Below are 20,618 nucleotides of genomic sequence, written 5' to 3' on the forward strand. Positions count from 1 at the left end.
CGGCGAGGGCGACCTCCCGAGCGTCGGTGTCGATGCCGACGACCTCGTCCTGAATGAAGGCGGTCGAGGGCTGCTTGATCTCGTGAACAGGGATAGCGATGTTCTCCTGAACACTCGGGTCCCGAATGCACCGATGAGACTCGTGCAAGACCAGATGATAGTCCGTCTCAGAAACCCACGTGACATCAACGTCCGCCTCACCGTCTAACTCGTCCTCTAAACTCTTTATTGCCCCCGCGCCGGCATACCCCGACCCGAGCACGACCACGTTCTCTGTCATAGGCCACTCTCCGGAGTCATTAGATACAAACCCTTTGGAATCGGTCTACGGCTCTGCTGTTGTCCTCGCATACTGGCTCATGGTCGTGGTCCAGTTTCCTAAGTTTGCAGTTGCCTTCGGTCACCATCCCGAGAGAAAACAGCGCCTACCGTTCCGAAAGACGACTCTTAATCACCAATTACGATTCGAGCGGTCGTTTCCAGACAGCTAATTGGGAGTCAGTCGGGCTACCAGGCACCACGACGGTTGTCCTGATGAGCAGGACTGTTCGGCGTGGAGTGATCGCGCTCATTCGACGCGGCCCACGCAACGGCGTTGTGCAAGAGCCTCTGGACGACTGGCCGGTGGTACACGGGAAACGTTTCGTGACCGGGTTGGAAGTAGAATATACGCCCTGCACCACGGTAGTAACAACACCCGCTGGGAAATACCGTGCCGTCGTCGCACCAACTTACAGTCACCAGGGTGTCGGGTATCGGTAGGTCGAACCCCTTTCCGTATATCTCGGCACGTTCGAGTTCGAACTCCTCGGGAAGTCCGTCGGTAATAGGATGGCTCGCTTTGACGACCCAGACGTGCTCACGCTCGCCCTCCTCGCGCCACCGCAGGGTACCAGTTCCCCCGATAAGCGCCTCGAACGGCTTCGATTCGTGGCTGGAGTGAAGCGGAATGAACCCCATCCCGTCACGGACAGCCTGCTCAACGCGGCTCGCAGCCGCATCGCTGACGGCATCATGTGCGACATCGCCCCACCACAGTAACACGTCAGTGTCGGTGAGCACCGTCTCGGTGAGTCCGTTAGCAGGATCATCAAGTGTCGCTGTCCGAACAGTGTGGCCGTAGGACGTAAGCATCTCAGCCAACGTCGTGTGGATCCCGTCGGGGTACATCGCATTGGCGGGGCCTGTCGCCCGTTCGTGCCGGTTTTCGTTCCACACGGTGACTGCAACCATACAAGAATACACTGAATAACCAGAGAAAAATATGACTACTCGCTCGCGGCTGAAGAGCAACGTGTCAATACTAGCGAGGATCGAAGTGATCCCGGTACCTGTTCAGGCATTCGACTGGTTTTTTCGAACATCGCGACCAGCCGACGCGACGAGCTGCGACAATAGTTGAAATCGCCTGCGGCAGCAACCGTGCTGGGAAGCCATAATCAGGTACCGCTGGATATGGCGGGCCATAGTTCTTTCCGACATCGGTGTGGGAGTGTCCACCGTGTCTCCCGATGTAGTCCACAGACGGTGGTTCCGGTACCTGCACAGGGGTAGTTATTAGCCGGCCGCGGCCGAAATCACGACAAGATATGAGCGATTCACCGGAGAAGCTTTCCGTCTGGTGTGCTGGCGAGGACTGGTGTCCTATAACCACGACGGCGTCCCTTATCGGGAAGAAGTGGCACCCCGTTATCATCCACCGGCTGCTTGATAACGGCCCCTCAGGATTTAACGAACTCAAGGAGAACGTCGACGGTATCTCATCTAAAGTGCTCTCCGACAGCCTCGAAGACCTGCAGGAGAAGGGGCTCGTCGACCGCGAAGTAATCAACGAACAGCCGTTTCGCGTCAATTACTCGCTCACCGAACACGGAGAGTCACTGGAGTCCGTAATTACCGAAATGGCAGCGTGGGGCGAGACCTACCTGCAGGAACCGACAGAGGCTGATGAGCCCGCAGAGTAGGTCCCGCAGGCAATCGCTTTTATTGGTGCCCGACGAACTGTCGTGTATGCCCGTTACTTCGGATGACGAACTCAGAGACATTCTCGAACTGGACCGCGTCGCCGTCGTCGGCTGCTCGACCAGCCCCGGCAAGGACGCCCACGAAATTCCGAAGTACCTCACCGAACAGGGGTACGAGGTGATACCGGTCAACCCCTTTGCTGACGAGATATTCGGGCAGAAGGCCTACGACTCACTGGCAGATATTCCCGGTGATATAGACATTATCGACGTCTTCAGGCCCAGCGACGAGGTCAGCGATATCGTCGACGCGGCCCTGGAACGCGACGACGACGCCGTCATCTGGCTGCAGCTCGGCATCCACGACGACAAGGCCGTCGAACGCGCCGAAGCTGCTGGCCGCCGCGTCGTCCAGGACCGCTGTATGAAGCCGACACACCAGCAACTGCTGGCCTGAACAGGCAGATAATGGCTGAGTACGGTTGACACGGCCGTCGCCCGGTACGGTTTAGTCCGTGGCTGAGCCACATCCGGTGTATGCTGCCGTGGGAGCCAGCGGCGTACTGGCTCGTTCGGATGCTGTTCCACCGGGCGCTGGCGGTTATTTACCTGCTGGCGTTCGTCGTCGCAGCCACGCAGTTCCGTCCGCTCGCGGGCGAGGACGGCCTGTTGCCGATACAGCAGTACGTCGACCGCTACGAGTTCCGTGACCGGCCCAGTCTGTTCTATGTCTATCCGAACGGCCGCGTCATCGGCATCACAGCCTGGGCCGGCGTCGGGCTCTCGGCGCTGGCACTCGTCGGAGTCCCATCGTGGCTCCCGCGTCCGTACGCGGTCCCCGTGTCGATACTCCTGTGGCTCCTGCTGTGGGCGCTGTTCCGAAATATGTTCGGTGCCGGACTCATCAAACTGCGCGGGGATGACTGCTGGCGGGACCTCACCGCACTGGACTACCACTACGAAACCCAGCCGATTCCGAACCCGGTGAGTTGGTACGCCCACCACCTCCCCGACCGGTTCCACCGACTCGAAGTGCTGGGAAACCACGTCGTCGAAGTCGCCGTACCGTTCCTCTACTTCGCGCCACAGCCGTGGGCGTCAGTAGCGGGGGTAGCGACCATCGGCTTTCAGGGCTGGCTCATGCTGACGGGGAACTTCTCGTGGCTCAATGCCCTCACTATCGTTCAGGCTATTGCGGCATTCAGGGACGACGTTTTCACAGCAACCCTCCCGGTCACTGCTCCGAGCGCGACTGCGCCGCCGCTGTACCTGCAGGCGCTGTCGGTCGGACTCGCTGCTGTCGTCCTCTGGCGTAGCGTCGGACCGGTCCGCAACATCCTCTCGGAGCGGCAGGTGATGAACACCGCTTTCGACTCGCTCCGGTTAGTCAACGCCTACAGCGCGTTCGGCTCGATTACCAGAACGCGCTACGAAATCGTCGTCCAGGGGACCACCGACGAGGTCGTCACGGCCGACACGGAATGGGAGACTTACGAGTTCAAAGGCAAACCAACAGACCCAGCACAGCGGCCGCGGCAACTCGCGCCCTACCACTACCGGCTTGACTGGCAGTTGTGGTTCGCGGCGATGACCTCTTCGCCGCGACGGAGTCCGTGGTTTCTCGCGCTGCTGGACCGACTGCTTGCAGGCGACGAGGGTACCGAAAAACTGCTCGCCTCGGTGCCGTTCTCGGAGACCACGCCGACGCACGTCCGTGCGGTCCGCTACCGGTATCGGTTCACGACGCCCGAAGAGCGCCGCGAGACTGGGCAGTGGTGGGAGCGCGAACGCGTCGGCACCTATGTCAGCCCGATCAGCGACGGTGACCTGCGACTCGCCGACGTTTGAGATGGGGCGTCAGTTCGCGTCGTTCCTGCGCGCTGGCGGCGTCTTCGACATGACCTTCCCCCACTTCGAACGGTTATCGGCGATCCGCCGATAGGCCCGCTCGCGGAATCGCTCGTAATCCTCGAACTGCCGGAGAAACGAGAGCAGCGGCCGAGCCGCCTTGCCCATGTCGGTGTATGTGAGCGCTGTCTCGATGGATTCCCCGCAGGAGTACACGTCCTCCTCGGTCACCAGATGCGAACAGGATTCGTAGTCGTCCGGGAGTCGCTCTAGTACGTCGTCGTCTAGCTCGGAGAAGCCCACGACCCTGAGGTCGGACCGCTCGTCGATGAAGTCCGCCCACCACGTACAGAAACCGCAGTCGTCGTCGTAGACGAGCGTTGCGTCGCTCATATACGAGCTACGTGCCAGAGGCACAAACACCTGTGGTTCAGCCGGCAGGGATTTACCGCCGGTCACCGCAGGCACGGGCATGGAGCGGTTCGTCAAGCTGGTCGTTGCTGGCGGGCTGGCGCTGGTAGCCGGGCTCTGGACCGTCCGACTACGGCCTCGCTCTCGGCGCTCTGGCTCGGCGGGGTCGCGCTCGCGGTTCTGGGACTGGTCGCCCTCGGGGTCGGTATCGGTCGGGAGCTGTCAATCACTCGGTGACCACGACTGTGTGACGCCAACTGTTTTGCCCGCCGCTCTCCACAGAGCGCGTATGGACGAGGATGCGGTCGCCGAACTGATCGAGGACGCGCTTCCGGAGGCACAGGCGACGGTCACCACGCCGCGGGACCCCGACGACGACAAACACTACGCGGTACGCGTTGTTTCGCCGGCGTTTGAGGGCGAGTCGCTGGTCGACCAGCACCAGCTCGTCCACGACGCGCTGGGAGAGCATCTCACTCGCGACATTCACGCCATCGAGCTGACGACGCTGACGCCCGAAGAAGCCGAGTAACCGTGTACCCCGGCGGTGCGGCTCTGCTCGACCGTCGGTACGCCTTTATTGCCGACGCTGTTAGTGACGGTATGGGATTTGAGCCCGAAGAACTCTCCCCGGATGAAGTCACGGATCAGGTAGACAGCGTCATCGAAGACAACGAGGTTGTGCTGTTCATGAAAGGCAATGAGCTGATGCCACAGTGTGGCTACTCGAAGAAGGCCCTCGCACTGCTGCAACAGCACCGCGACGACATCGAGACAGTGGACGTGCTCAAAGCGACTGATGCCTATCGGGAGGCTCTAGAGCGCCACAGCGGGCGCGAGACGATTCCACAGACGTTCGTCGACGGGGAGTTCATCGGTGGCAGCGATATCCTCGAACAGCTTCACGAGCGCGGCGAACTCGGCGAAAAAGTCGGTCAGTAACTGCGGTCGGGAGCGGCGTTACTCTTCGTCTTCGTCTTTCATGTCGCCGAGCTTGTCGACGAGGTCGCTCGTGGTCGCCTCCGTCTCGAAGGAGACCGATCCGTCGTGGTCGTTCTCGTGGACCGCAACGCCATCGCTGTCGTCTGCATCTACGTCGTTGTCCTTCTGTTCGGATTCATCGTAGCTACCAAAGCCCATACACACACAACTCGGAGTCCCACACTAAAATTCGCCGGTTCTTGCCGAGCTACAACCCTCCAATGACATAGCGAGACAAGCAAAGGTTCTTTACTGTGCTTGCACTCCCGCTAGATAACGGCAGTCGAGAGCCGTGGTTTTACCGACGGCTATCGGGCCTCCATCTCCAAACTTATGAGTTCCGCAGACGAGACACTTGATCGAATTAAAGCACAGGTCGAAGAAGAGACACCGGACGACATCGAAATCGAATCTGTCGCGTTCGAGGGACCGGAACTAGTTATTTACACGCCGGACGCGCAGACGGTTGCCAACCGCGACGGTATCGTCAGAAATCTCGCACAGACGCTGCGGAAACGAATCAACGTTCGCCCCACGCAAGAAGCACTCGTCCCGCCGAACGAAGCGCGGACTCGAATCACGCAGACGATTCCCGAGGACGCTGGCGTCCAGAACTTGGATTTCGACCGCCAGACCGGCGAAGTGTTCATCGAAGCCGAAAAGCCCGGTCGCGTCATCGGCCGCCACGGGGCAACCCTCGACGAGATCTCCGCCTCCGTCGGCTGGACCCCGGAGGTCGTCCGGACGCCGCCGATGGAGTCCTCGACGGTCTCGAACGTCCGGAATTATCTCAAGCAGGAACGCGAGGAACGCCGGGACATCCTCCAGCGTGTCGGTCGCCAGATCAACCGACCTACCACGAGCGACGAGGACTGGGTTCGGCTCACGACGCTCGGCTGCTGTCGTGAAGTCGGTCGCGCCGCATTCATCCTCTCGACGCCGGAGTCCCGAATCCTCATCGACTGCGGTGACAAACCCGGTGCTGAGGGCGAGGTTCCGTATCTCCAAGCACCCGAAGCCCTCGCGGCTGGGCCGAATTCTCTCGACGCCGTCGTCCTGACCCACGCCCACCTGGACCACTCTGCGCTCATCCCCATCTTGTTCAAGTACGGCTACGACGGGCCGATATACACGACCGCGCCGACGCGGGACCTGATGGGCCTGCTCCAGCTGGACTACCTCGACGTGGCCTCGAAGGAGGGCCGCACCCCACCCTACGAGAGCCAGCAGGTCCGGGACGCGCTGAAACACACGATTCCACTGGAGTTCGGCAACGTCACCGACATCGCGCCCGACATCAAGCTCACGATGCACAACGCCGGGCACATCCTCGGCTCGGCGGTGTGTCACTTCCACATCGGCGAGGGCCGGTACAACGTCGCCTTCTCTGGGGACATCCACTACAAAGATACCCGCCTGCTCGATGGCGCGGTCAACGACTTCCCGCGAGTCGAGACACTCGTGCTTGAGTCGACCTACGGCGGGAAAAACGACTACCAGACCGACCAGTCCGACTCCGAGCGGGTCCTCAAGGACGTTATCAACGAGGCCCACGAGAACGACGGCAAGGTACTGATTCCGGCCTTCGCCGTGGGTCGGTCGCAGGAACTCATGCTCGTTCTCGAAGAAGCGATGCGAAAGGGCGACATCCCGACGATGCCGGTGTACCTCGACGGGATGATTCGGGAGGCGACGGCCATCCACACCGCGTATCCGGAGTACCTCCGGGACGACCTCCGCCAGCGTATCCTCTACGAGGACGAGAACCCGTTCCTCGCAGAGCAGTTCGAGCAAGTCGATGGCGGCGACGAGATGCGACGGGACATCGCCGACGACGAACCGTCTATCATTCTGACGACCTCCGGGATGGTCACCGGCGGCCCCGTGATGTCCTGGCTCCGGCTGCTGGGCAGCGACCCGGACAACACGATGGCGTTCGTCGGCTATCAGGCTGAGGGGACGCTCGGTCGGCAGATACAGCGGGGTCAGGACGAGGTCACCCTCGGCGACACGAGCGGGCCACGCGCCGAACGGGTGAGCCTCAGACTGAACGTGGAGACGGTCGACGGCTTCTCCGGCCACGCCGACCGACAGGGGCTCGAATCGTTCGTCGAGACGATGCATCCGCGGCCGGAGAAAATCCTCTGTGTCCACGGCGACGCGTCAACGACGAACCAGCTGTCCTCGGCGCTGTACCAGAAGTTCAACATGCGGACCCACAACCCGAAGAACCTCGAAACGTTCCGGCTGTCCTGAACGGCGAGTTAGCTCTCCTCCGAGAGATTCAATCCGGCAAACAGCCGCGCCGAGATCACTTGCTCGACGATGTCGACGAGGACGGTGTCGTCACTCGTGTAGTCGGCGAAGATACCGAGTGGCACCTCGCCGCCGGCCATCTCGCGGTGTCCGCCTGCGCTCCCAACATCGCTCAGGGACTCGCTCAGCACGTCGCCGATGTTGACCCGGGAGTCGGTCGACCGGGCGCTGAGCTGGATAGCGTCTTCGACAATGCCGAAGACGATGGCTGTCTCGACGCCCTCAAGCGTCGCCAGATAGTCGGCCGCCTGCGGGAGTGCGTCCCGTTCCCCTGTCCGGCCGACGTGTGATATCAGCACCGACCCGCGGACCGTCCGGTTCTCGATTGCGTCGGCGATTGCGTCGACGGTCGCGCCGCTGACAGACGGCGAGGAGAGCTGCCGCAACAGGCCAGAGTCGGCCGTGTCGGCCAGAAAGCCGGCCGCGCCGTACTCGTCCGGCGTCACGCCGCGCAGGAACCCCAGCGTCTCCCGCCGGATGGCAAACAGCAACGCTGTCGCCAGACGGTCATTGAGTTCGATGTCGAGGTCTCGGAGGTACTCGGTCAGTATCGTCGCCGTCGCTCCGATCTCTTCCCGGTGGTCGACGAACGTGGCCGCGATATCCTCGGCTGGGTGATGGTCGATGACGATGTCAACCGAGACATCTTCGGGGACCCGGTTGTTCGACCCCGGAACAGAGTGGTCAACGAAGGCGAGCAGCTCCGAAGACTCGCGGTCGGTCACGTCGGCCGGGTCGAACTCCCGGAGGTCCATCTCCAGCAGATTGACGAACGAGCGGTTCTGCTGGTGTGAAATCTCGCCGCTGTAGAGGATTCGCCGCTCGTCGATGCCGATGGCGGCCGCGATGCGACCGAGCGCGAGCGCGCTGGCAAGACAGTCGGGGTCGGGATTGTTGTGGCAGACGATAGTGAGTGAGTCGGCCTTTCCAAGCAGATTTTCGAGTTCCGTTGCAGGGCGCATCTATCAGTTGTCCCTTCGACCTCCTGATACAAGCGTGTGGGGGCCGGCAGACACGCAGTGTATAGAAGCCAAGAACAGCCGGAAAGCCACGGTTGGCGGCCCTCGCGGGACGCGCTGCAATGCTCACGACCGGGCGCGCAGTTGCTGGACGAGAACGCCGAGGACGAGTGCGAGACCGAGGTTGACGAGCACACCGAAGACACCGATAGCCGCGACAGCTGCCAAGTCGTCCGTTCTGGAAACCCCGGTCCAGCCCAACTGGAGCGCGATCAGTACCAGAATGACCCCGAGAAGCGCCGTCGGGTAGGCCGCGATGACACCGACAGCGAGGAACGCGGTCAGCACGTAGCCCGCGCCGAGTATCAGATTGGCACCGGGCGTTCTGGCCCCGAAAGCGTACTTCCCGGCGACGCCGCCACTCCCGTGACACATCGGAAACGCGCCGAAAGGAACCGCGACCAGATTCATCAGCCCCATGCTGTTCGAGAGCTGGTCCGCGGATACGTCCCGATCGAAATAATCGGCGAGCAGGACCGACGTGGCGAGGGCGGCGTTACCGACCGTGACCGCGACCTGAGCGAGGATAGCCTCTACCGTCTGCACCGACAGTGTCATCGTCGGGAGCATAAACATGGCGTCAACCGCTGGAACGGCCGGCGTCGGAACCCCGGTCTCCACGAGAGCGATGGCCGCTCCAAAGACGAAGACGGCGAAGGCGCTCTGCCCGCTGTAGCCGACCACCGCAAGGACAGCGACGATACCGGCGGCGACGGCCACGAGCTTCGGGTCGTCGAGTCCGAGACCGACGCCGGTCTCCAGCAGGACCAGCGCGACGCCGAGTTGTACCCCACGAACAACAGTGTCATCGACGTACTGGTTGACAGTTTCGAGCGACTGTGTGGTGCCAAGCGCGAGTAAAAGCACTGCCAACAGGAGCCCTGCGACGACGAGTTCCCCGGTCGAAATGGTCCCGGCGATGACCAGCGCGGCGAAAGCCTTCATCGGCTCGACCGATATCGGAGCACCGTAGTACAGCCCCCAGACGACCTGAAACACGCCGAACCAGACGAGCATGACCGGGAGCGAAAGCTCTGTCAGCACGGCGACAGCCACGACAACCGGGAGCACCGTCGCAGAGTCCCCGACTGCTCCGGTCAGTTCGGTCCACGACAGCGAAACCGTCGTCCGGTCGCGGAACCGGAAACTCATGACGGTTGGTACCGACGGCGAAACAGTGAGCGTACCGGCCCGCGGCGGCCGCTACTCCGAGTACTCGTAGGGCGCACGGTCCCCGTCAGTGTCGATGTACGCCTCGTTCATCTCCCACTCGCCGTCCTCTGTTTCAACCATGTACTCGCCGTAGTAGGGGACGCGGGTGTCGACTGTCTCGCGGAACGCGGCGCGCATCGACTCCTTGGTCGTGCCGATGTCGCGCAGGTCGTCGTTGCGGTTCAGACAGCCCTTGAGATACCCGTCGTGGGTGAGCCGGACGCGGTGGCAGTTCGCACAGAAGTTCTCGTTGCCGACGGGGTCGACGATTTCGACCATCCCGCTGTTGTGGTTGTTGACCGGCTCCGTCCGAACGCCGCCGTCGGACGCGGCCAGCGATGTGGTCGCGCCGCTACTTTCGACCGCCGCGTCACTGCTGTGCATCCAGTAGCGCTTGCGGTCGTGCATCTCCCGGTGTTCGACCTTGTCGGCGCGGTCTTCCAACCAGTCGTGGACGCGGTCGATGTCGATGGCCCACTCCGGGTGGCCAGCCAGCTCGGGCATGTACTCGATGAGTTGGAGCTGGAGGCCGGGGTTCTCGGCGACGTGGTCGACCATCTTCGGAACGTAGCCCGCGGTCGGCTCGAAGACGACCATATTGAGCTTCACCGGGGCGAGGCCGGCGTCCAGCGCCGCTTCGACGCCTTCGAGAACGCGGTCGTAGGCCCCGCTCTGTGTCAGTTCGGCGAAGGCCTCGCTATCGAGGGCGTCCTGCGAGACGTTGACTCGCTCGAGTCCGGCGTCGACGAGGTCCGGGGCGCGTCCGGGGAGGAAGGTGCCGTTGGTCGTCATCGACACCTCCATCTCGTCGGGGGCGCGGCGGACAATCGCTTCGAGGTCTTCCCGAAGCATCGGCTCCCCGCCGGTGAACTTCACCGAGTCGACCCCGAATTCGGCGGCGACTTCGAGGAAGGCCACGATGGTGTCGGCAGTGAGTTCGTCGTCCTGTGCCTCCATCGGGCCCCGTGTGTCGCCCAGCCCCTCGTTGTGGCAGTAGACGCAGTCGAAGTTACACCGGTCGGTGAGGGAGACGCGGACACCGGAGACCTCGCGACCGAAGTCGTCTTCGAGCATATCCTTGCTAACTGTTCACAGCACAGCCTATTAAATGGCGTGACTGTTCCGGTTCCGTCGTCGGACACGGGGTAACGATTAACCAGACCACCGCCCTGCACTGCGTATGGACATCGTCGACGCGCTGGACGGGCGACATGGGACCACCTGCTTCGTCGGCGCTGGGGGGAAGAAGACGACGATGGCAACGCTCGCAGCGCGACTGGAGCAGGCAGTCGTCACCGCGACGGTTCGGATACCCATCTTCGACGGCTGGGTCGCGGACGTTGTCGTGACTGAGAGCCCCCGATCAGCCATCGACACGGCGTCTGCGTGGCCGCTGGGCGTCGTCCCGGCACAGGAGCGACCGGACCGCTACCGCGGCTACGACCCGGAAACCGTCGCCGACCTGGCTGACATCGCGTCCCCGATTCTGGTGAAAGCTGACGGCGCGCGGATGCGGGAATTCAAGGCGCCGAGCGACCGCGAGCCACAGCTTCCCGCGACGGCATCGACGGTCGTCCCCATCGCGAGCGCACACGTCGTCGGCGAACCGCTGACGGACGACATTGTCCATCGGGTCGACGAGGTGGCCACAATCACAGGGCGTGCCCCCGGCGACGAGATTCGACCGAGAGATGTCGCCGCGGTGCTCGCCAGCGGCCGCGGCGGGCTGAAAGACGTGCCAGCCGACGCGACCGCGATTCCGCTGCTCAACATGGTCGACGACGAGCGACTCGAAACGAACGCGCGGGCTGTCGCCGAGGCGATTCACGACCGCGCCGACGTGCCACGCGTGGTGCTCGCGGAAATGCGAGCCGACGATCCACTGGTGGCAGTCGTCTGAGAGCGAGCCGACGCCGGCCCCGTTCGTTCAAAACCGCTCGGCCGCGGCCTCGAACTCCTCGCGGGTGTTGAGGTTCTCGAACGTCTCCAGCGTGGTGTGTTCGAGCACGGCTTCGCGCTCAACGACGACGTAATCGAGGTCGAACAGCGGTTCGACGACCTTGTGCTCGCCGCGCTCCAGCGCTCGCCGGCAGGCGTCGTGCATCGCGTCCGCGTGATACACTGCCTGCGTCGTCTGAAACCACTCGTCCGGGCGCGGAACTGCGGCCTCGTGGGACGCCGCCTGCTCGAACAGGTAGTCGACGAATGTCGGATCGACAAAGGGCATATCGCAGGCCACCACGGCGGCGTACTCGCTGTCGACGGCCTCCAGCCCGGTCGCGATGCCCGCCATCGGCCCCTGGTCGGGGTCCGCATCGAGCGCGAACGTCGGGTCGAGGGCGTGGCCTGACAGCGCGGCGTCGATGGCCTCGACCTGGTCCTCGCGGCAGTTCACGACGAGCTCGTCGACGACCTGACCCAGTCGGTCGGCGACGCGGCGAATCATCGGCGTGCCAGCGAGGTCGGCGACGGCCTTGTCGCTGTCGCCGAACCGCGTCGACCGGCCGCCAGCGACGATAGTGCCTGCGCGCATACCCTGCCTTCTCGGCTCTGGCAGAAAGGCGCTTCGTGCATGGCTGGTGGGGATAATCCTTTAGTCGACAGACGGAGGAGTGAGGTATGATGACAGTAGCCAACCGGGACCGGATGCTCCAAGTCGACCTGTCGTCGGCGTCAGTCGAAAGCCGTCCGGTCCCAGAGGGTTGGCGTCGCCAGTTCGTGGGCGGCAAGGGACTCGGCGCTCGGTACCTGTACGACGAACTCGACGCCGGCACCGACCCGCTTGGCCCCGAGAACCTCCTGTTGTTCATGCTCGGGCCGGTATCGGGGCTGTTGCCGGGTGAGACGAGATATGCCGCAGTCACGAAGTCGCCCCTGACCGGCGGCTTCCTCGACTCGTACGCGGGCGGGACGTTTCCGGACACGCTAGCCGGCGCGCTGCGGAACCACATCGGGATTCTGGTCACCGGGCGCGCGCCGGAGCCGGTCACACTTGTCGTGGAGGACGACGGCGCGACGGTCGAACCCGCCGAGACGTGGGGACAGGACACAGCCGAAACTGACGCGGCGTTCCCCGAGGCCGCAGTGGCGTGTATCGGGCCGGCCGGCGAGCAGGGCGTCGCATTCGCCACCATCGCCTCCGACGGCGGCGAACACCACGCCGGGCGAGGCGGTGCCGGGGCGGTGATGGGCGCAAAACGGCTGAAAGCCGTCGTCGTTCGCGGCGACCCGCCGACGGACCTCGCGGAGTTACGGGAACGGTACGCAAAGCGGTACCGCGAGGGCGACACCGGCCAGTGGCTACAGGCCAGCGGGACCGTCGAGACGGTCGATTTCGCCAACGAGGTCGGCGCGCTCTCGACGCGCGGCTGGGAGGACGGCCAGTTCGAGGGCGCCGACGGCGTCGGCATCGAGGCCGTCCAGGAACTCGCCGCAGGCCGGGAGTACGACGACGAGGGTAACCCCGGCGGCTTCCGCGTCCAGACCGAAGACGGCGAGACCATCCCGCGCGGCGCGACAGCGATGAGTCTCGGGGCCGGGCTCGGCATCGACGACTTCGATGCCGTGGCGGCGCTGGGCGAGACCTGCAACCGGCTGGGGCTCGACCTCATAAGCGCCGGGAGCGCCGTCGCGTGGGCCATCAAGGCCGGCGATGCCGGCCTGCTCGACCGCTCGCTCGAGTACGGAAGTCCCGACGATGCGCAGGCGCTCCTCGAAGAGATTGTCGCGCGGGAGACAGCGCTCGGCGACGCTCTGGCCAACGGTGTCGATGCGGCTTCAGACCGTCTGGGCGGAGCCGACCTCCTGCCGACGGTCAAGGCCATGGAACTGCCCGCCTACGACCCCCGCGGCGCGCGGAGCATGGCGCTGGCGTACGCGACCAGCGACCGCGGGGCCTGCCACCGGCGGGCGCTCCCCATCGAGCGGGAGGCCTTCGACGGCGACTGGAGCCCCGAGCGGGCGGCCGCAGCCGTCATTCGCGAACAGGACCAGCGCTCGGCACTGTGGTGTCTCATCGTCGACGACTTCGTCGGCGACGCCTTCGACGACCTCGGCGCGGAGTGGCTCGACGCTATCGGCCTCGACACGGACGACGACCTCGCGACGGTCGGTGAGCGCGTCTGGACACTCACTCGCCTGTTCAATGTCCGCGAGGGCGTCTCGCGGGCCGACGACGAACTCCCGGCAAAGCTACAGGAACCGCTCGATTCGGGACCGAACGCGGGCGCGGCGGTCGACGCCGAGTCTTTCGACGCGATGCTCGACGCCTACTACGGCCAGCGCGGCTGGGACGCCGACGGCCGGCCCACCCGCGAGACGATAGAGCGACTGGGCCTCACGGACCCACTCGACCCGTCGACGCTCCCGGCAGGCAGGACACTCGGAGAATGACAGACCAGATAGACCTCGACGACCTCGACGTACAGGACGACGAAGAGACGCCGAACCGGGGCGACTGGTTCTGGAGCGGGGAGGGCGAACCCGAGGACGAACCGGTGCCAGCCGGGGACGGGGCGGCATCGGCTGACGACGCCACGGACGCGAGCGCAGACGCGGACAGCGAATCGGCCGACAGCCCGGGCGGCCAGCCGGTCCCTCACGTCCCGCGGGAGAACAAGGACAAGCCGGTCGGCATCCCGACGGACAGCGGCGGCGCGGGCGGCGCGGCCGCGGCCGACACCGACTCAGCCTCGAATGTCGCCGAGGACCCGGACGCCGGCGAGGAGGCCGTCGAAGCGAGCGGTCCGCACGGCGGCGGCATCGACGACATGACGATGGCCGTGACCTACGACGCGGCCCGGCAGTTCGCCGACCCGCAACTGGTGTTCCGTGAGGCGCGGGGATGGGCCGACTGGGTCGGTATCGTCGGCGACGTCGACGCCTTCGTCATCAACAAGTTCCAGCGCGACCACGGCATCGACGCCGACTTCTTCAGCGGCGCGGGCCAGGAGCCGGCCGAGCGCCTCGCCGACATCGACGAGCACTCGATGTTCTACGCCGAGCGGATGGTCCTGGTCGGCCGCCCGGACGACGAACCCGTCGCCGAGCGGGCCGGCTGGGAGTTCGTTCCGCTCGCCGACGCCGCAGAGAAAGCGGACTGGGACCTCGTCGACGGGTAACGCCGTATTTTATAATGCTTGCTGGTCATTGTCATACACGAACAACAATGGCACTTCGAACCGCGATCCAGCAGTCGAAGATACTCACGTTCGTGGTACTGGGAGCCTTCGTCTGGCTCTTACTGACACTGTTCGATGTCGCGTCGACCATCGACCTCGCGACCGGGACAACCTCATTCGTTGGCCAGAACGCGCTGGGCGGGGTCGCCGGGGTGCTCGTGTTGACCATCGTACTCGGGGCGCTCGTGGTCCTGTACTCCGAGATTACCGAGACGGACCCGGCTCCGCAGTCGTGGCCGCCATCCGAAGAATGACCTACTACAGCTGCGAGGAATGCGGCCAGATGATAGACCTCTCGGCGTTCGAGGGGCAGCCGCGCCGGCAGGAGTGTCCGGTGTGTGAGGAGACGACGCTGTGGACGCCCGAGTTCGAGGGCGAGGGGGTGTCGTTTTGACGCTCGCCTTCGAGGTGAGCGACCGGCTGTACGAGGCCGCCCAGGAGTGGGCCGACCGGCGGCTAGAGGACATTGACGAGGCGCTGGAGACCAAAGTCGAGCAGGCACTGCTAGAGATTGAGCACCTCGTTTCACAGTCCCACGACGTGGTCTTCGAGGTCGACGGCCGCGAAATACGGTACGAACCGACCGAGGAACTGGCTGCGTTGCTCCGTCGACAGGCCGAAGAGAGCGGGATCGACGAGAGTGCCGTTCTGAAGATGCACGTCGACCTCTACGCCAACGCGTTCCTCGACGAGGTGACGGACGAGCAGAAACCGCCGGGGACGCCGTCTGAGTGACGGCACCAAAATTTAAGCCCAGTCACTGTGACAGTTGATACATAATGGCACACGAACAAGGCGAGTGGAAACCCAAAGGTGCGACAGAGACGTTCAACGGCTTCGAGGTCTGGGACCACGGCGTCTGGCCGGCTGACGTGAACCAGAACGACACGACGAGCGACGAGGAGTAGCGGCGTCCGCCTTCAATTCTCACAGCTGATCAGCGGCGGCTACGGGGCCGGGAAGGCCCGCTTGTCGCGGGGCGGGACGTAGAAGTTCGAGCGTGACACCACCTCGATGAACTCCAGCAGACCGTTGTTCTGCCGGTCCCGGAGCTCTTCGTGTTCTTCCCGGAGCCACCAGCCGTTCATCGCGTCCCGGACCTCTTCGAAGTCACGCGGGTGCTCCTGTAGCGAGAGGAAGTGCAGGCCGGCCTGACCGCCGTCAATCGTGTTGAAGTCCCGCCGGAGAAGAATCGGCTCCCCGTCCTTGCGGGCGCGGGCCACCTTCTCGAAGTGGCCGACCTCCCCCTCGCTGCTCGCGTGCTCGCGGACCATGTCGGCGAAAGGGAGGTCGCCCCTGTCGATGTCCGCCGGCGAGAACTCCGCAGAGAACAGTCGCTTGACGCGGTCGGACTGGGCGAGTTCCCACCAGGTATCGAAGGCCTCGTTGATTCGTGAGAGGTGTATCGTCGTCCCGCCGGCGTAGGGGCCGTCGTCGATTGTAACGCGGTCCTCGCTGGCCTGGGTGCCGGACCGGCCGGCAAAAAAGCCAGAGAACATATAAGACTCCTCGGGGATGTCGGCAGGGACGCCTTCGGCATCAGCGTGGGCCGCCGGGAGTCCCTCGCCGATGAAGCCGCCGCGGCGGTCGGCGACGGAGAACACGTCACCAAGCCGGCCCTGAATCTCCGTATCGGCCAGCCTCGGCCGTGTGTCGAACATCGCGGATTCTGCGGCGGCGAGGTGCGAGGGAACGTCGCTCGCGAGAACGAGCATCGCGTCGAAAGACTGCAGGTCGGGGTCGTCCGTCCGGGAGAGGGCTCGCGGGCTGCGTATCGGGGACGTATCGAGCGACCCGTAGGTGTCGAAGTAGTTCGTCCCCCAGGCGAGCATGTGCAGGAGCCCTGCACTGTTGAATTCATACGCGTCTTCCAGTGTTCGCATCGCTAGCTCGACAGTCTCCGCGGCTGCATCCGACGGCTCGGTGTCGAGGTCGAGCATGAACAGCCGGAAATGATGTGGCAGCAGGTCGTTGCCGGCGGCATCGCTCCGGAGGCGCTCGTTCCAGGCGTGTTGCCGTATCGGGAGTTCGTCGGCTCGCGGGTTCGGGTCGAGGTCACCCGTCGGTGACTCCGCTTGTCTGGCCAGCAAGGACGAACAGCCGCTGAGACCGGCCGCTCCGGTGAGTGCAGAGAGCCGAAGCAGCAGTCCGCGGCGCGAAGTCATGGTATACTATCACAGGGGTGGAACTACGGGGAGAAAAACTTTGTCTCAGGAGCACAGGTCGCAACGGTTTTTTAGTTGCCAGTCCGTACCACATTCCATGTTAACTATACCCATTCACTCGGAACCGGGACTCAATCTCCCGTTTCCACCCGATATGGGCGCGGCAGTCCTCGGTGTCGGGCTGGTCGTCCTCGCCGTCATCACGTACGATATCTATCAGCAGCACTGGGCCGGAGAGGGTACCTGATGGCCACCGAGCAATCGAATTCCAGGCTGACCGCCGTTTCACTTCTCGGATATCTCCGAATTCTGGTTTACACCCTCGCTACGCTGCTGGCGCTGTCACTGCTTGTTGTCGGCACAATCGGCCTCATCGCCGAACTCAAGGGGAGCTGGCACTGGCAGATTCACCTCGAATCGACCATCAGCTACATCGGGCTGTTCGTCAGCCGCCTCCTGATGGTCCTCGTGCCGCTGTTCGTGGTCCTCGTCGTCGGTCGACGGGTGGTCCCCGATGCGTGAGCGACTGCGTGTGAACCCATTCGGGGTAGTCGCGGCGGTGTCGGTCACGCTGCTCTGCGTGCTGGTCGCGGGTGCGGGAGCGGTCGCAGTCATCGCACAGTCGGTCAATACCTGGCGGTCGCTCTTTCTCATGGAACAGGCGATGGCGTTCCTGCTGCCCGCGGTGAAGGTCCTGCTGGTCGTCGGCCTCGTCGCCAGCGTGGGGCTCGTCCTCCGCATCCAGTAGCCTAGCCGATCTGGGCGACGATTTCGTCCTCGAAGCGGACCAGGCCCTCACAGACTAGCGCCGCCGCGAGGAACAGTCCGTCGTCGGCCTCCTCGCGCATCTCGTCGGTGAAGTCGACGACCCACTCGCTGAGGTGTTGCTCGATGAACACCCGCTCGTAGCCGACGGTCTCCTCGTCGCCCTCGCGCTGGCGCTCGATGAGATAGCGCAGGAACGCCAGTTCGACGGCGATGAAGTCGTCCTCCTCGGGGTACTCCTCGGGGGGTGCCCACCCCGCCGCGGCGTAGCTGGCATCGACCTCGGCCAGCCCCTCGCCGATGAACTCCGTGTCCTCGCGGTAGTTCGTCTCGTGGGGCAACACCGGCGGGCGCGGGCCGACGAGCAGGTCCGTGTACTCCCGTTCGAGGTCGTCACGCACCGCCGACACCGACCGGTCCGCGTTGTCGTCGATCCACGCCCGTAGCATCTCGAAGCCCTCGTCCAACTGGTCGTTGATGGAGTCGCCCGGCAGCTGCACGTCGCCGCTCAACAGCCGCTCGACGAACGCCTCGTCGGGCACGTCCCAGAACACGTCGATGACGAAATCGACCAGTTCGAGGCGGGCCTCGTAGACGGCCGCGTCGTTCATCGTTTCTCCCCCTGATCGAACAGCAGACGGCTCCGACAGTCGCTACAGTACTCGAAGACCGAGTGGTCGGCGTCGGGGGCCAGGCCCTCGACCTGACTGCCGACCTCCTCCTCGATTTTGGTCGCGGAGGCGACGCTGGTGAACGGCTTGCCACAGCGGACGCATTCGAGCATGTCGCCGTCGTGGACGGTCACCCAGGCCTCGCCGCCCCGGTTCTCCGGGAGCAGGGAGCGGTCCAGCCCGTCGTGCATCGTAATCGCCGTCTCGGGACACCCCTCCTCGCAGAGTCCGCAGTTCACGCAGTCCGCGTGGTTGAACGCCAGTTCGCCCTCGCCGGTCCGCTGGATAGCGTCGGTCGGACAGAGGTTCGTACAGGTCGGCGTCAGCGTGCACGCGTCGCTGACGTCCATGACGCCGAAGTCCTTCAGCCCGCGAATCACCTCCCGCTCGGGGTCGACGTGGTCGAGGATGGTTCGGACGCTCTCTAGAGTCCAGCCGTGGCTGTCGAAGTCGGGGTTGGGGCGGGGTTCCTCGCGGTCGGCGTCGCTGCGGCCCGTCGCCTCGTAGTCGCCGGCCGGTATCGGCGTCTCGTCGAGGCCGAACTCGACGAACCCGGACAGTGACTCGGCGAAGGCCTCGGGGTTGCCCGCTTCCGGGGCGAAAAAGCCGACGCGGTCGCCCAGGCCGAGGTCGGTCGTCGCCTGATTGAGCCGGTCGACGAGGTCCTGCTTGGGGTCCGGCCCGGAGTGGAGACAGGAGCCGCCACAGCCGACGATGGCGACGCCGTCCGCGCCGGCCGCCAGCGCGTGCATGACGTGTGCCTCGCCGACCGTGTCGGTGCAGTTGACCCGGACCGGGAGGATGGGCGGGTAGTCGAGGTCGCCCGACTGGACGGCCTTGCGTCCGTGCGCCCGGAGCCGTTCGGCGGCGTACTCCGAACAGACGAACGCGACGACCTGCGTGTCGATGCCGCCGTCGCCGCGGGAGCGCAAGCCCTCGTCCGAATCGTCTTCTAACAGCGCCTCGACCTCGCGAGCGAGCCGTCGGTTCGACGGCTCGCGGAGCTGTGTCGCGCCCGTCGGACAGGCGCTCGTGCAGGCCCCGCAGTTCTCGCAGGCGGCCTCGTCGAACTCCACGGAGTCGATGGTCGGCCGGTCGACCGCGCCGTGGGGACAGGCGTCGACGCAGGCCGTACACCCCTCCTGACTGGACGCGCCAGCGGCACAGATGTCCATCTCCAGGTCGAGGAACTGCGGCTTCTCGATGCCGCCCAGTTGCGATTCCACGGCGGCGATGGTTCCGGCGTCGACCGGACCGGTATAAAATCCCAGTCGGCCGCCGCGGGCGTCGTCGCGGCCGCCGGGGTAGATGACCTGGTCGACCTCGACGGTGCGCGTGACCCCCGCCAGGTCGATAGCGTCGGTCGGGCAGGTGTCCGTCCACGCGCCGTCCGGCGCGTCCGGGTGGATGTCGACGGGAAACTCCGTCACCATGCCGTCGGGACCCTCCCGCACGCAGTCCATGCAGTCGATGCAGTCGTCGGTAACGCGGGCTTCCAGCGTGAGTTCGTACTCGCCGTACGAGCCCTCGATGTCGACAACGCGCCCGCGCTCTATCGTCACATTGCTCAGCCCTTCCACGTCAGCGAAGTCCTGCCCGTCCGCGATGACCGTCACGTCGGCGTCGTCGGTCAGCGACCGGGCGGTCCCCGGGTCGCCGACGACGGCGACGCGGTTGCCGGCGTCTTTCGACACCGTCCGCGAGGGTGCTTCCTCGCGAAGTCCCGCGCGTGTCGCGTTGATGAGGCGGGCCGTCTTGTCGGTTGCCGCCGCCTCGCCGTGGACCCAGGCGTTGGTCTCCCGATGGTCGACGAACACCGACGCCTCGGGGTGCAGGCCGTGCTCGTCCACAAGCCCGCGAATGCGGTCCTGACACGACGGTTCTGGCGTCGTCGCGATGATCTGGTCGAGGTCGTACTCCTCGATGACCTGTGACATCCCGGCCAGCCCGTCCTGGCAGAGCAGTTCGGAACTGGCGACGACATCGACATCGTCGACACCGTCCCGTACCGCTTCGAGGTCGATGTCACACGACCCCCCACAGGAACACACAAAGGCACCTGTATTCATTAATCATGCAAAATCCT

26 protein-coding genes and 1 pseudogene are annotated in these 20,618 nt (G+C 64.5%); 16 read left to right on the forward strand and 11 right to left on the reverse strand.

Features of this window, described 5'->3' with window-relative positions:
* A pseudogene (locus DVK01_RS00005) lies at positions 1 to 280 on the reverse strand (NAD(P)/FAD-dependent oxidoreductase); the annotation flags it as partial.
* A 227-nt stretch (positions 281 to 507) separates the two neighbouring features.
* Complete coding sequence (locus DVK01_RS00010; protein ID WP_101350361.1) at positions 508 to 1,233, reverse strand: ThuA domain-containing protein; 726 nt, start codon at positions 1,231 to 1,233, stop codon at positions 508 to 510.
* A 356-nt stretch (positions 1,234 to 1,589) separates the two neighbouring features.
* Here DVK01_RS00010 and DVK01_RS00015 point away from each other — a divergent pair, with 356 nt between their 5' ends.
* From DVK01_RS00015 to DVK01_RS00025, 3 genes are all read left to right on the forward strand, one after another.
* Positions 1,590 to 1,964 carry a helix-turn-helix domain-containing protein gene (locus DVK01_RS00015; protein ID WP_004956789.1) on the forward strand — a complete coding sequence of 125 codons (375 nt, stop codon included), beginning with the start codon at positions 1,590 to 1,592 and terminating at the stop codon, positions 1,962 to 1,964.
* 46 nt (positions 1,965 to 2,010) lie between these two features.
* Entirely contained in the window at positions 2,011 to 2,421 is a 411-nt protein-coding gene (locus DVK01_RS00020) for a CoA-binding protein (RefSeq protein WP_101350362.1), read from the forward strand.
* 80 nt (positions 2,422 to 2,501) lie between these two features.
* Entirely contained in the window at positions 2,502 to 3,812 is a 1,311-nt protein-coding gene (locus DVK01_RS00025) for a lipase maturation factor family protein (RefSeq protein ID WP_121535069.1), read from the forward strand.
* A gap of 9 nt (positions 3,813 to 3,821) precedes the next feature.
* Here DVK01_RS00025 and DVK01_RS00030 read toward each other — a convergent pair whose 3' ends face one another.
* Positions 3,822 to 4,205 (reverse strand): DUF393 domain-containing protein, encoded by a 384-nt coding sequence (locus DVK01_RS00030; RefSeq protein ID WP_101350364.1) that lies wholly within the window; start codon positions 4,203 to 4,205, stop codon positions 3,822 to 3,824.
* Positions 4,206 to 4,512: 307 nt separating this feature from the next.
* Here DVK01_RS00030 and DVK01_RS00035 point away from each other — a divergent pair, with 307 nt between their 5' ends.
* Both DVK01_RS00035 and DVK01_RS00040 read left to right on the forward strand, forming a co-directional pair.
* On the forward strand, positions 4,513 to 4,755 hold the full coding sequence (locus tag DVK01_RS00035) for a BolA/IbaG family iron-sulfur metabolism protein (RefSeq protein WP_121535070.1): 243 nt from the start codon (positions 4,513 to 4,515) through the stop codon (positions 4,753 to 4,755).
* Between the two features lie 71 nt (positions 4,756 to 4,826).
* Positions 4,827 to 5,165, forward strand: coding sequence for a glutaredoxin (locus DVK01_RS00040; protein WP_101350366.1), 339 nt, complete (start codon positions 4,827 to 4,829; stop codon positions 5,163 to 5,165).
* 18 nt (positions 5,166 to 5,183) lie between these two features.
* Here the strand turns inward: DVK01_RS00040 and DVK01_RS00045 are convergent, their stop codons facing one another.
* Entirely contained in the window at positions 5,184 to 5,363 is a 180-nt protein-coding gene (locus DVK01_RS00045) for a DUF5786 family protein (protein WP_053969115.1), read from the reverse strand.
* Between the two features lie 174 nt (positions 5,364 to 5,537).
* Between DVK01_RS00045 and DVK01_RS00050 the strand changes: the two genes are divergently transcribed.
* A complete protein-coding gene (locus DVK01_RS00050) occupies positions 5,538 to 7,460 on the forward strand; it encodes a beta-CASP ribonuclease aCPSF1 (RefSeq protein WP_101350367.1) in 1,923 nt (640 codons plus the stop codon).
* A gap of 8 nt (positions 7,461 to 7,468) precedes the next feature.
* On the opposite strand, the gene DVK01_RS00055 is transcribed toward DVK01_RS00050, so the two are convergent.
* The 3 genes from DVK01_RS00055 to moaA all read right to left on the reverse strand — a co-directional run bounded on the left by DVK01_RS00055 (position 7,469) and on the right by moaA (position 10,825).
* Complete coding sequence (locus tag DVK01_RS00055) at positions 7,469 to 8,482, reverse strand: bifunctional oligoribonuclease/PAP phosphatase NrnA (RefSeq protein ID WP_101350368.1); 1,014 nt, start codon at positions 8,480 to 8,482, stop codon at positions 7,469 to 7,471.
* A gap of 123 nt (positions 8,483 to 8,605) precedes the next feature.
* The gene (locus DVK01_RS00060; protein ID WP_121535071.1) at positions 8,606 to 9,691 is read right to left on the reverse strand and encodes a putative sulfate/molybdate transporter; all 1,086 of its coding nucleotides are present in this window, start codon (positions 9,689 to 9,691) and stop codon (positions 8,606 to 8,608) included.
* 51 nt (positions 9,692 to 9,742) lie between these two features.
* Positions 9,743 to 10,825, reverse strand: coding sequence for a GTP 3',8-cyclase MoaA (moaA, locus tag DVK01_RS00065; protein WP_121535072.1), 1,083 nt, complete (start codon positions 10,823 to 10,825; stop codon positions 9,743 to 9,745).
* Positions 10,826 to 10,931: 106 nt separating this feature from the next.
* Between moaA and yqeC the strand changes: the two genes are divergently transcribed.
* Positions 10,932 to 11,651 (forward strand): selenium cofactor biosynthesis protein YqeC, encoded by a 720-nt coding sequence (yqeC, locus tag DVK01_RS00070; protein ID WP_101350371.1) that lies wholly within the window; start codon positions 10,932 to 10,934, stop codon positions 11,649 to 11,651.
* A gap of 27 nt (positions 11,652 to 11,678) precedes the next feature.
* On the opposite strand, the gene DVK01_RS00075 is transcribed toward yqeC, so the two are convergent.
* Positions 11,679 to 12,284 carry a molybdenum cofactor guanylyltransferase gene (locus tag DVK01_RS00075; protein WP_101350372.1) on the reverse strand — a complete coding sequence of 202 codons (606 nt, stop codon included), beginning with the start codon at positions 12,282 to 12,284 and terminating at the stop codon, positions 11,679 to 11,681.
* 86 nt (positions 12,285 to 12,370) lie between these two features.
* Between DVK01_RS00075 and DVK01_RS00080 the strand changes: the two genes are divergently transcribed.
* From DVK01_RS00080 to DVK01_RS22750, 6 genes are read left to right on the forward strand one after another with little or no spacing between them, the layout of a single operon-like run.
* Positions 12,371 to 14,143 (forward strand): aldehyde ferredoxin oxidoreductase family protein, encoded by a 1,773-nt coding sequence (locus DVK01_RS00080; RefSeq protein WP_121535073.1) that lies wholly within the window; start codon positions 12,371 to 12,373, stop codon positions 14,141 to 14,143.
* Positions 14,140 to 14,871, forward strand: a complete 732-nt coding sequence (locus DVK01_RS00085) for a hypothetical protein (protein WP_101350374.1) — start codon at positions 14,140 to 14,142, stop codon at positions 14,869 to 14,871. The genes DVK01_RS00080 and DVK01_RS00085 overlap by 4 nt, the downstream gene beginning before the upstream one ends.
* 47 nt (positions 14,872 to 14,918) lie before the next feature.
* The gene (locus tag DVK01_RS00090) at positions 14,919 to 15,185 is read left to right on the forward strand and encodes a hypothetical protein (RefSeq protein ID WP_121535074.1); all 267 of its coding nucleotides are present in this window, start codon (positions 14,919 to 14,921) and stop codon (positions 15,183 to 15,185) included.
* Complete coding sequence (locus DVK01_RS22025; protein ID WP_198560176.1) at positions 15,182 to 15,325, forward strand: hypothetical protein; 144 nt, start codon at positions 15,182 to 15,184, stop codon at positions 15,323 to 15,325. The genes DVK01_RS00090 and DVK01_RS22025 overlap by 4 nt, the downstream gene beginning before the upstream one ends.
* On the forward strand, positions 15,322 to 15,666 hold the full coding sequence (locus DVK01_RS00095; protein ID WP_198560177.1) for a hypothetical protein: 345 nt from the start codon (positions 15,322 to 15,324) through the stop codon (positions 15,664 to 15,666). Before DVK01_RS22025 ends, DVK01_RS00095 begins: the two co-directional genes overlap by 4 nt.
* Before the next feature lie 44 nt (positions 15,667 to 15,710).
* Positions 15,711 to 15,839 (forward strand): hypothetical protein, encoded by a 129-nt coding sequence (locus DVK01_RS22750; protein ID WP_255410190.1) that lies wholly within the window; start codon positions 15,711 to 15,713, stop codon positions 15,837 to 15,839.
* 39 nt (positions 15,840 to 15,878) lie between these two features.
* On the opposite strand, the gene DVK01_RS00100 is transcribed toward DVK01_RS22750, so the two are convergent.
* On the reverse strand, positions 15,879 to 17,096 hold the full coding sequence (locus DVK01_RS00100) for a hypothetical protein (RefSeq protein WP_121535075.1): 1,218 nt from the start codon (positions 17,094 to 17,096) through the stop codon (positions 15,879 to 15,881).
* Between the two features lie 97 nt (positions 17,097 to 17,193).
* Between DVK01_RS00100 and DVK01_RS22030 the strand changes: the two genes are divergently transcribed.
* From DVK01_RS22030 to DVK01_RS00110, 3 genes are read left to right on the forward strand one after another with little or no spacing between them, the layout of a single operon-like run.
* Positions 17,194 to 17,343, forward strand: coding sequence for a hypothetical protein (locus DVK01_RS22030; protein ID WP_198560178.1), 150 nt, complete (start codon positions 17,194 to 17,196; stop codon positions 17,341 to 17,343).
* The gene (locus tag DVK01_RS00105; protein ID WP_101350378.1) at positions 17,343 to 17,618 is read left to right on the forward strand and encodes a hypothetical protein; all 276 of its coding nucleotides are present in this window, start codon (positions 17,343 to 17,345) and stop codon (positions 17,616 to 17,618) included. The genes DVK01_RS22030 and DVK01_RS00105 overlap by 1 nt, the downstream gene beginning before the upstream one ends.
* The gene (locus tag DVK01_RS00110; protein ID WP_101350379.1) at positions 17,611 to 17,844 is read left to right on the forward strand and encodes a hypothetical protein; all 234 of its coding nucleotides are present in this window, start codon (positions 17,611 to 17,613) and stop codon (positions 17,842 to 17,844) included. Before DVK01_RS00105 ends, DVK01_RS00110 begins: the two co-directional genes overlap by 8 nt.
* Before the next feature lies 1 nt (position 17,845).
* Here DVK01_RS00110 and DVK01_RS00115 read toward each other — a convergent pair whose 3' ends face one another.
* Positions 17,846 to 18,472, reverse strand: a complete 627-nt coding sequence (locus DVK01_RS00115; protein WP_101350380.1) for a molecular chaperone — start codon at positions 18,470 to 18,472, stop codon at positions 17,846 to 17,848.
* Positions 18,469 to 20,601: a hydrogenase iron-sulfur subunit gene (locus DVK01_RS00120; protein WP_121535076.1), complete on the reverse strand. Its 2,133-nt coding sequence runs from the start codon at positions 20,599 to 20,601 to the stop codon at positions 18,469 to 18,471. The genes DVK01_RS00115 and DVK01_RS00120 overlap by 4 nt, the downstream gene beginning before the upstream one ends.
* Positions 20,602 to 20,618 lie beyond the last annotated feature (17 nt).

Origin of the sequence: Haloarcula sp. Atlit-120R, assembly GCF_003665885.1 — an archaeon.
Taxonomy (GTDB): Archaea; Halobacteriota; Halobacteria; order Halobacteriales; family Haloarculaceae; genus Haloarcula; species Haloarcula taiwanensis.

Excerpts from the sequence above, each read along its gene's own strand:
- DVK01_RS00010 (WP_101350361.1), bottom strand. The coding sequence starts at position 1,233 with ATGGTTGCAGTCACCGTGTGGAACGAAAACCGGCACGAACGGGCGACA.
- DVK01_RS00015 (WP_004956789.1), top strand. The coding sequence starts at position 1,590 with ATGAGCGATTCACCGGAGAAGCTTTCCGTCTGGTGTGCTGGCGAGGAC.
- DVK01_RS00020 (WP_101350362.1), top strand. The coding sequence starts at position 2,011 with ATGCCCGTTACTTCGGATGACGAACTCAGAGACATTCTCGAACTGGAC.
- DVK01_RS00025 (WP_121535069.1), top strand. The coding sequence starts at position 2,502 with ATGCTGCCGTGGGAGCCAGCGGCGTACTGGCTCGTTCGGATGCTGTTC.
- DVK01_RS00030 (WP_101350364.1), bottom strand. The coding sequence starts at position 4,205 with ATGAGCGACGCAACGCTCGTCTACGACGACGACTGCGGTTTCTGTACG.
- DVK01_RS00035 (WP_121535070.1), top strand. The coding sequence starts at position 4,513 with ATGGACGAGGATGCGGTCGCCGAACTGATCGAGGACGCGCTTCCGGAG.
- DVK01_RS00040 (WP_101350366.1), top strand. The coding sequence starts at position 4,827 with ATGGGATTTGAGCCCGAAGAACTCTCCCCGGATGAAGTCACGGATCAG.
- DVK01_RS00045 (WP_053969115.1), bottom strand. The coding sequence starts at position 5,363 with ATGGGCTTTGGTAGCTACGATGAATCCGAACAGAAGGACAACGACGTA.
- DVK01_RS00050 (WP_101350367.1), top strand. The coding sequence starts at position 5,538 with ATGAGTTCCGCAGACGAGACACTTGATCGAATTAAAGCACAGGTCGAA.
- DVK01_RS00055 (WP_101350368.1), bottom strand. The coding sequence starts at position 8,482 with ATGCGCCCTGCAACGGAACTCGAAAATCTGCTTGGAAAGGCCGACTCA.
- DVK01_RS00060 (WP_121535071.1), bottom strand. The coding sequence starts at position 9,691 with ATGAGTTTCCGGTTCCGCGACCGGACGACGGTTTCGCTGTCGTGGACC.
- moaA (WP_121535072.1), bottom strand. The coding sequence starts at position 10,825 with ATGCTCGAAGACGACTTCGGTCGCGAGGTCTCCGGTGTCCGCGTCTCC.
- yqeC (WP_101350371.1), top strand. The coding sequence starts at position 10,932 with ATGGACATCGTCGACGCGCTGGACGGGCGACATGGGACCACCTGCTTC.
- DVK01_RS00075 (WP_101350372.1), bottom strand. The coding sequence starts at position 12,284 with ATGCGCGCAGGCACTATCGTCGCTGGCGGCCGGTCGACGCGGTTCGGC.
- DVK01_RS00080 (WP_121535073.1), top strand. The coding sequence starts at position 12,371 with ATGATGACAGTAGCCAACCGGGACCGGATGCTCCAAGTCGACCTGTCG.
- DVK01_RS00085 (WP_101350374.1), top strand. The coding sequence starts at position 14,140 with ATGACAGACCAGATAGACCTCGACGACCTCGACGTACAGGACGACGAA.
- DVK01_RS00090 (WP_121535074.1), top strand. The coding sequence starts at position 14,919 with ATGGCACTTCGAACCGCGATCCAGCAGTCGAAGATACTCACGTTCGTG.
- DVK01_RS22025 (WP_198560176.1), top strand. The coding sequence starts at position 15,182 with ATGACCTACTACAGCTGCGAGGAATGCGGCCAGATGATAGACCTCTCG.
- DVK01_RS22750 (WP_255410190.1), top strand. The coding sequence starts at position 15,711 with ATGGCACACGAACAAGGCGAGTGGAAACCCAAAGGTGCGACAGAGACG.
- DVK01_RS00100 (WP_121535075.1), bottom strand. The coding sequence starts at position 17,096 with ATGACTTCGCGCCGCGGACTGCTGCTTCGGCTCTCTGCACTCACCGGA.
- DVK01_RS22030 (WP_198560178.1), top strand. The coding sequence starts at position 17,194 with ATGTTAACTATACCCATTCACTCGGAACCGGGACTCAATCTCCCGTTT.
- DVK01_RS00105 (WP_101350378.1), top strand. The coding sequence starts at position 17,343 with ATGGCCACCGAGCAATCGAATTCCAGGCTGACCGCCGTTTCACTTCTC.
- DVK01_RS00110 (WP_101350379.1), top strand. The coding sequence starts at position 17,611 with ATGCGTGAGCGACTGCGTGTGAACCCATTCGGGGTAGTCGCGGCGGTG.
- DVK01_RS00115 (WP_101350380.1), bottom strand. The coding sequence starts at position 18,472 with ATGAACGACGCGGCCGTCTACGAGGCCCGCCTCGAACTGGTCGATTTC.
- DVK01_RS00120 (WP_121535076.1), bottom strand. The coding sequence starts at position 20,601 with ATGAATACAGGTGCCTTTGTGTGTTCCTGTGGGGGGTCGTGTGACATC.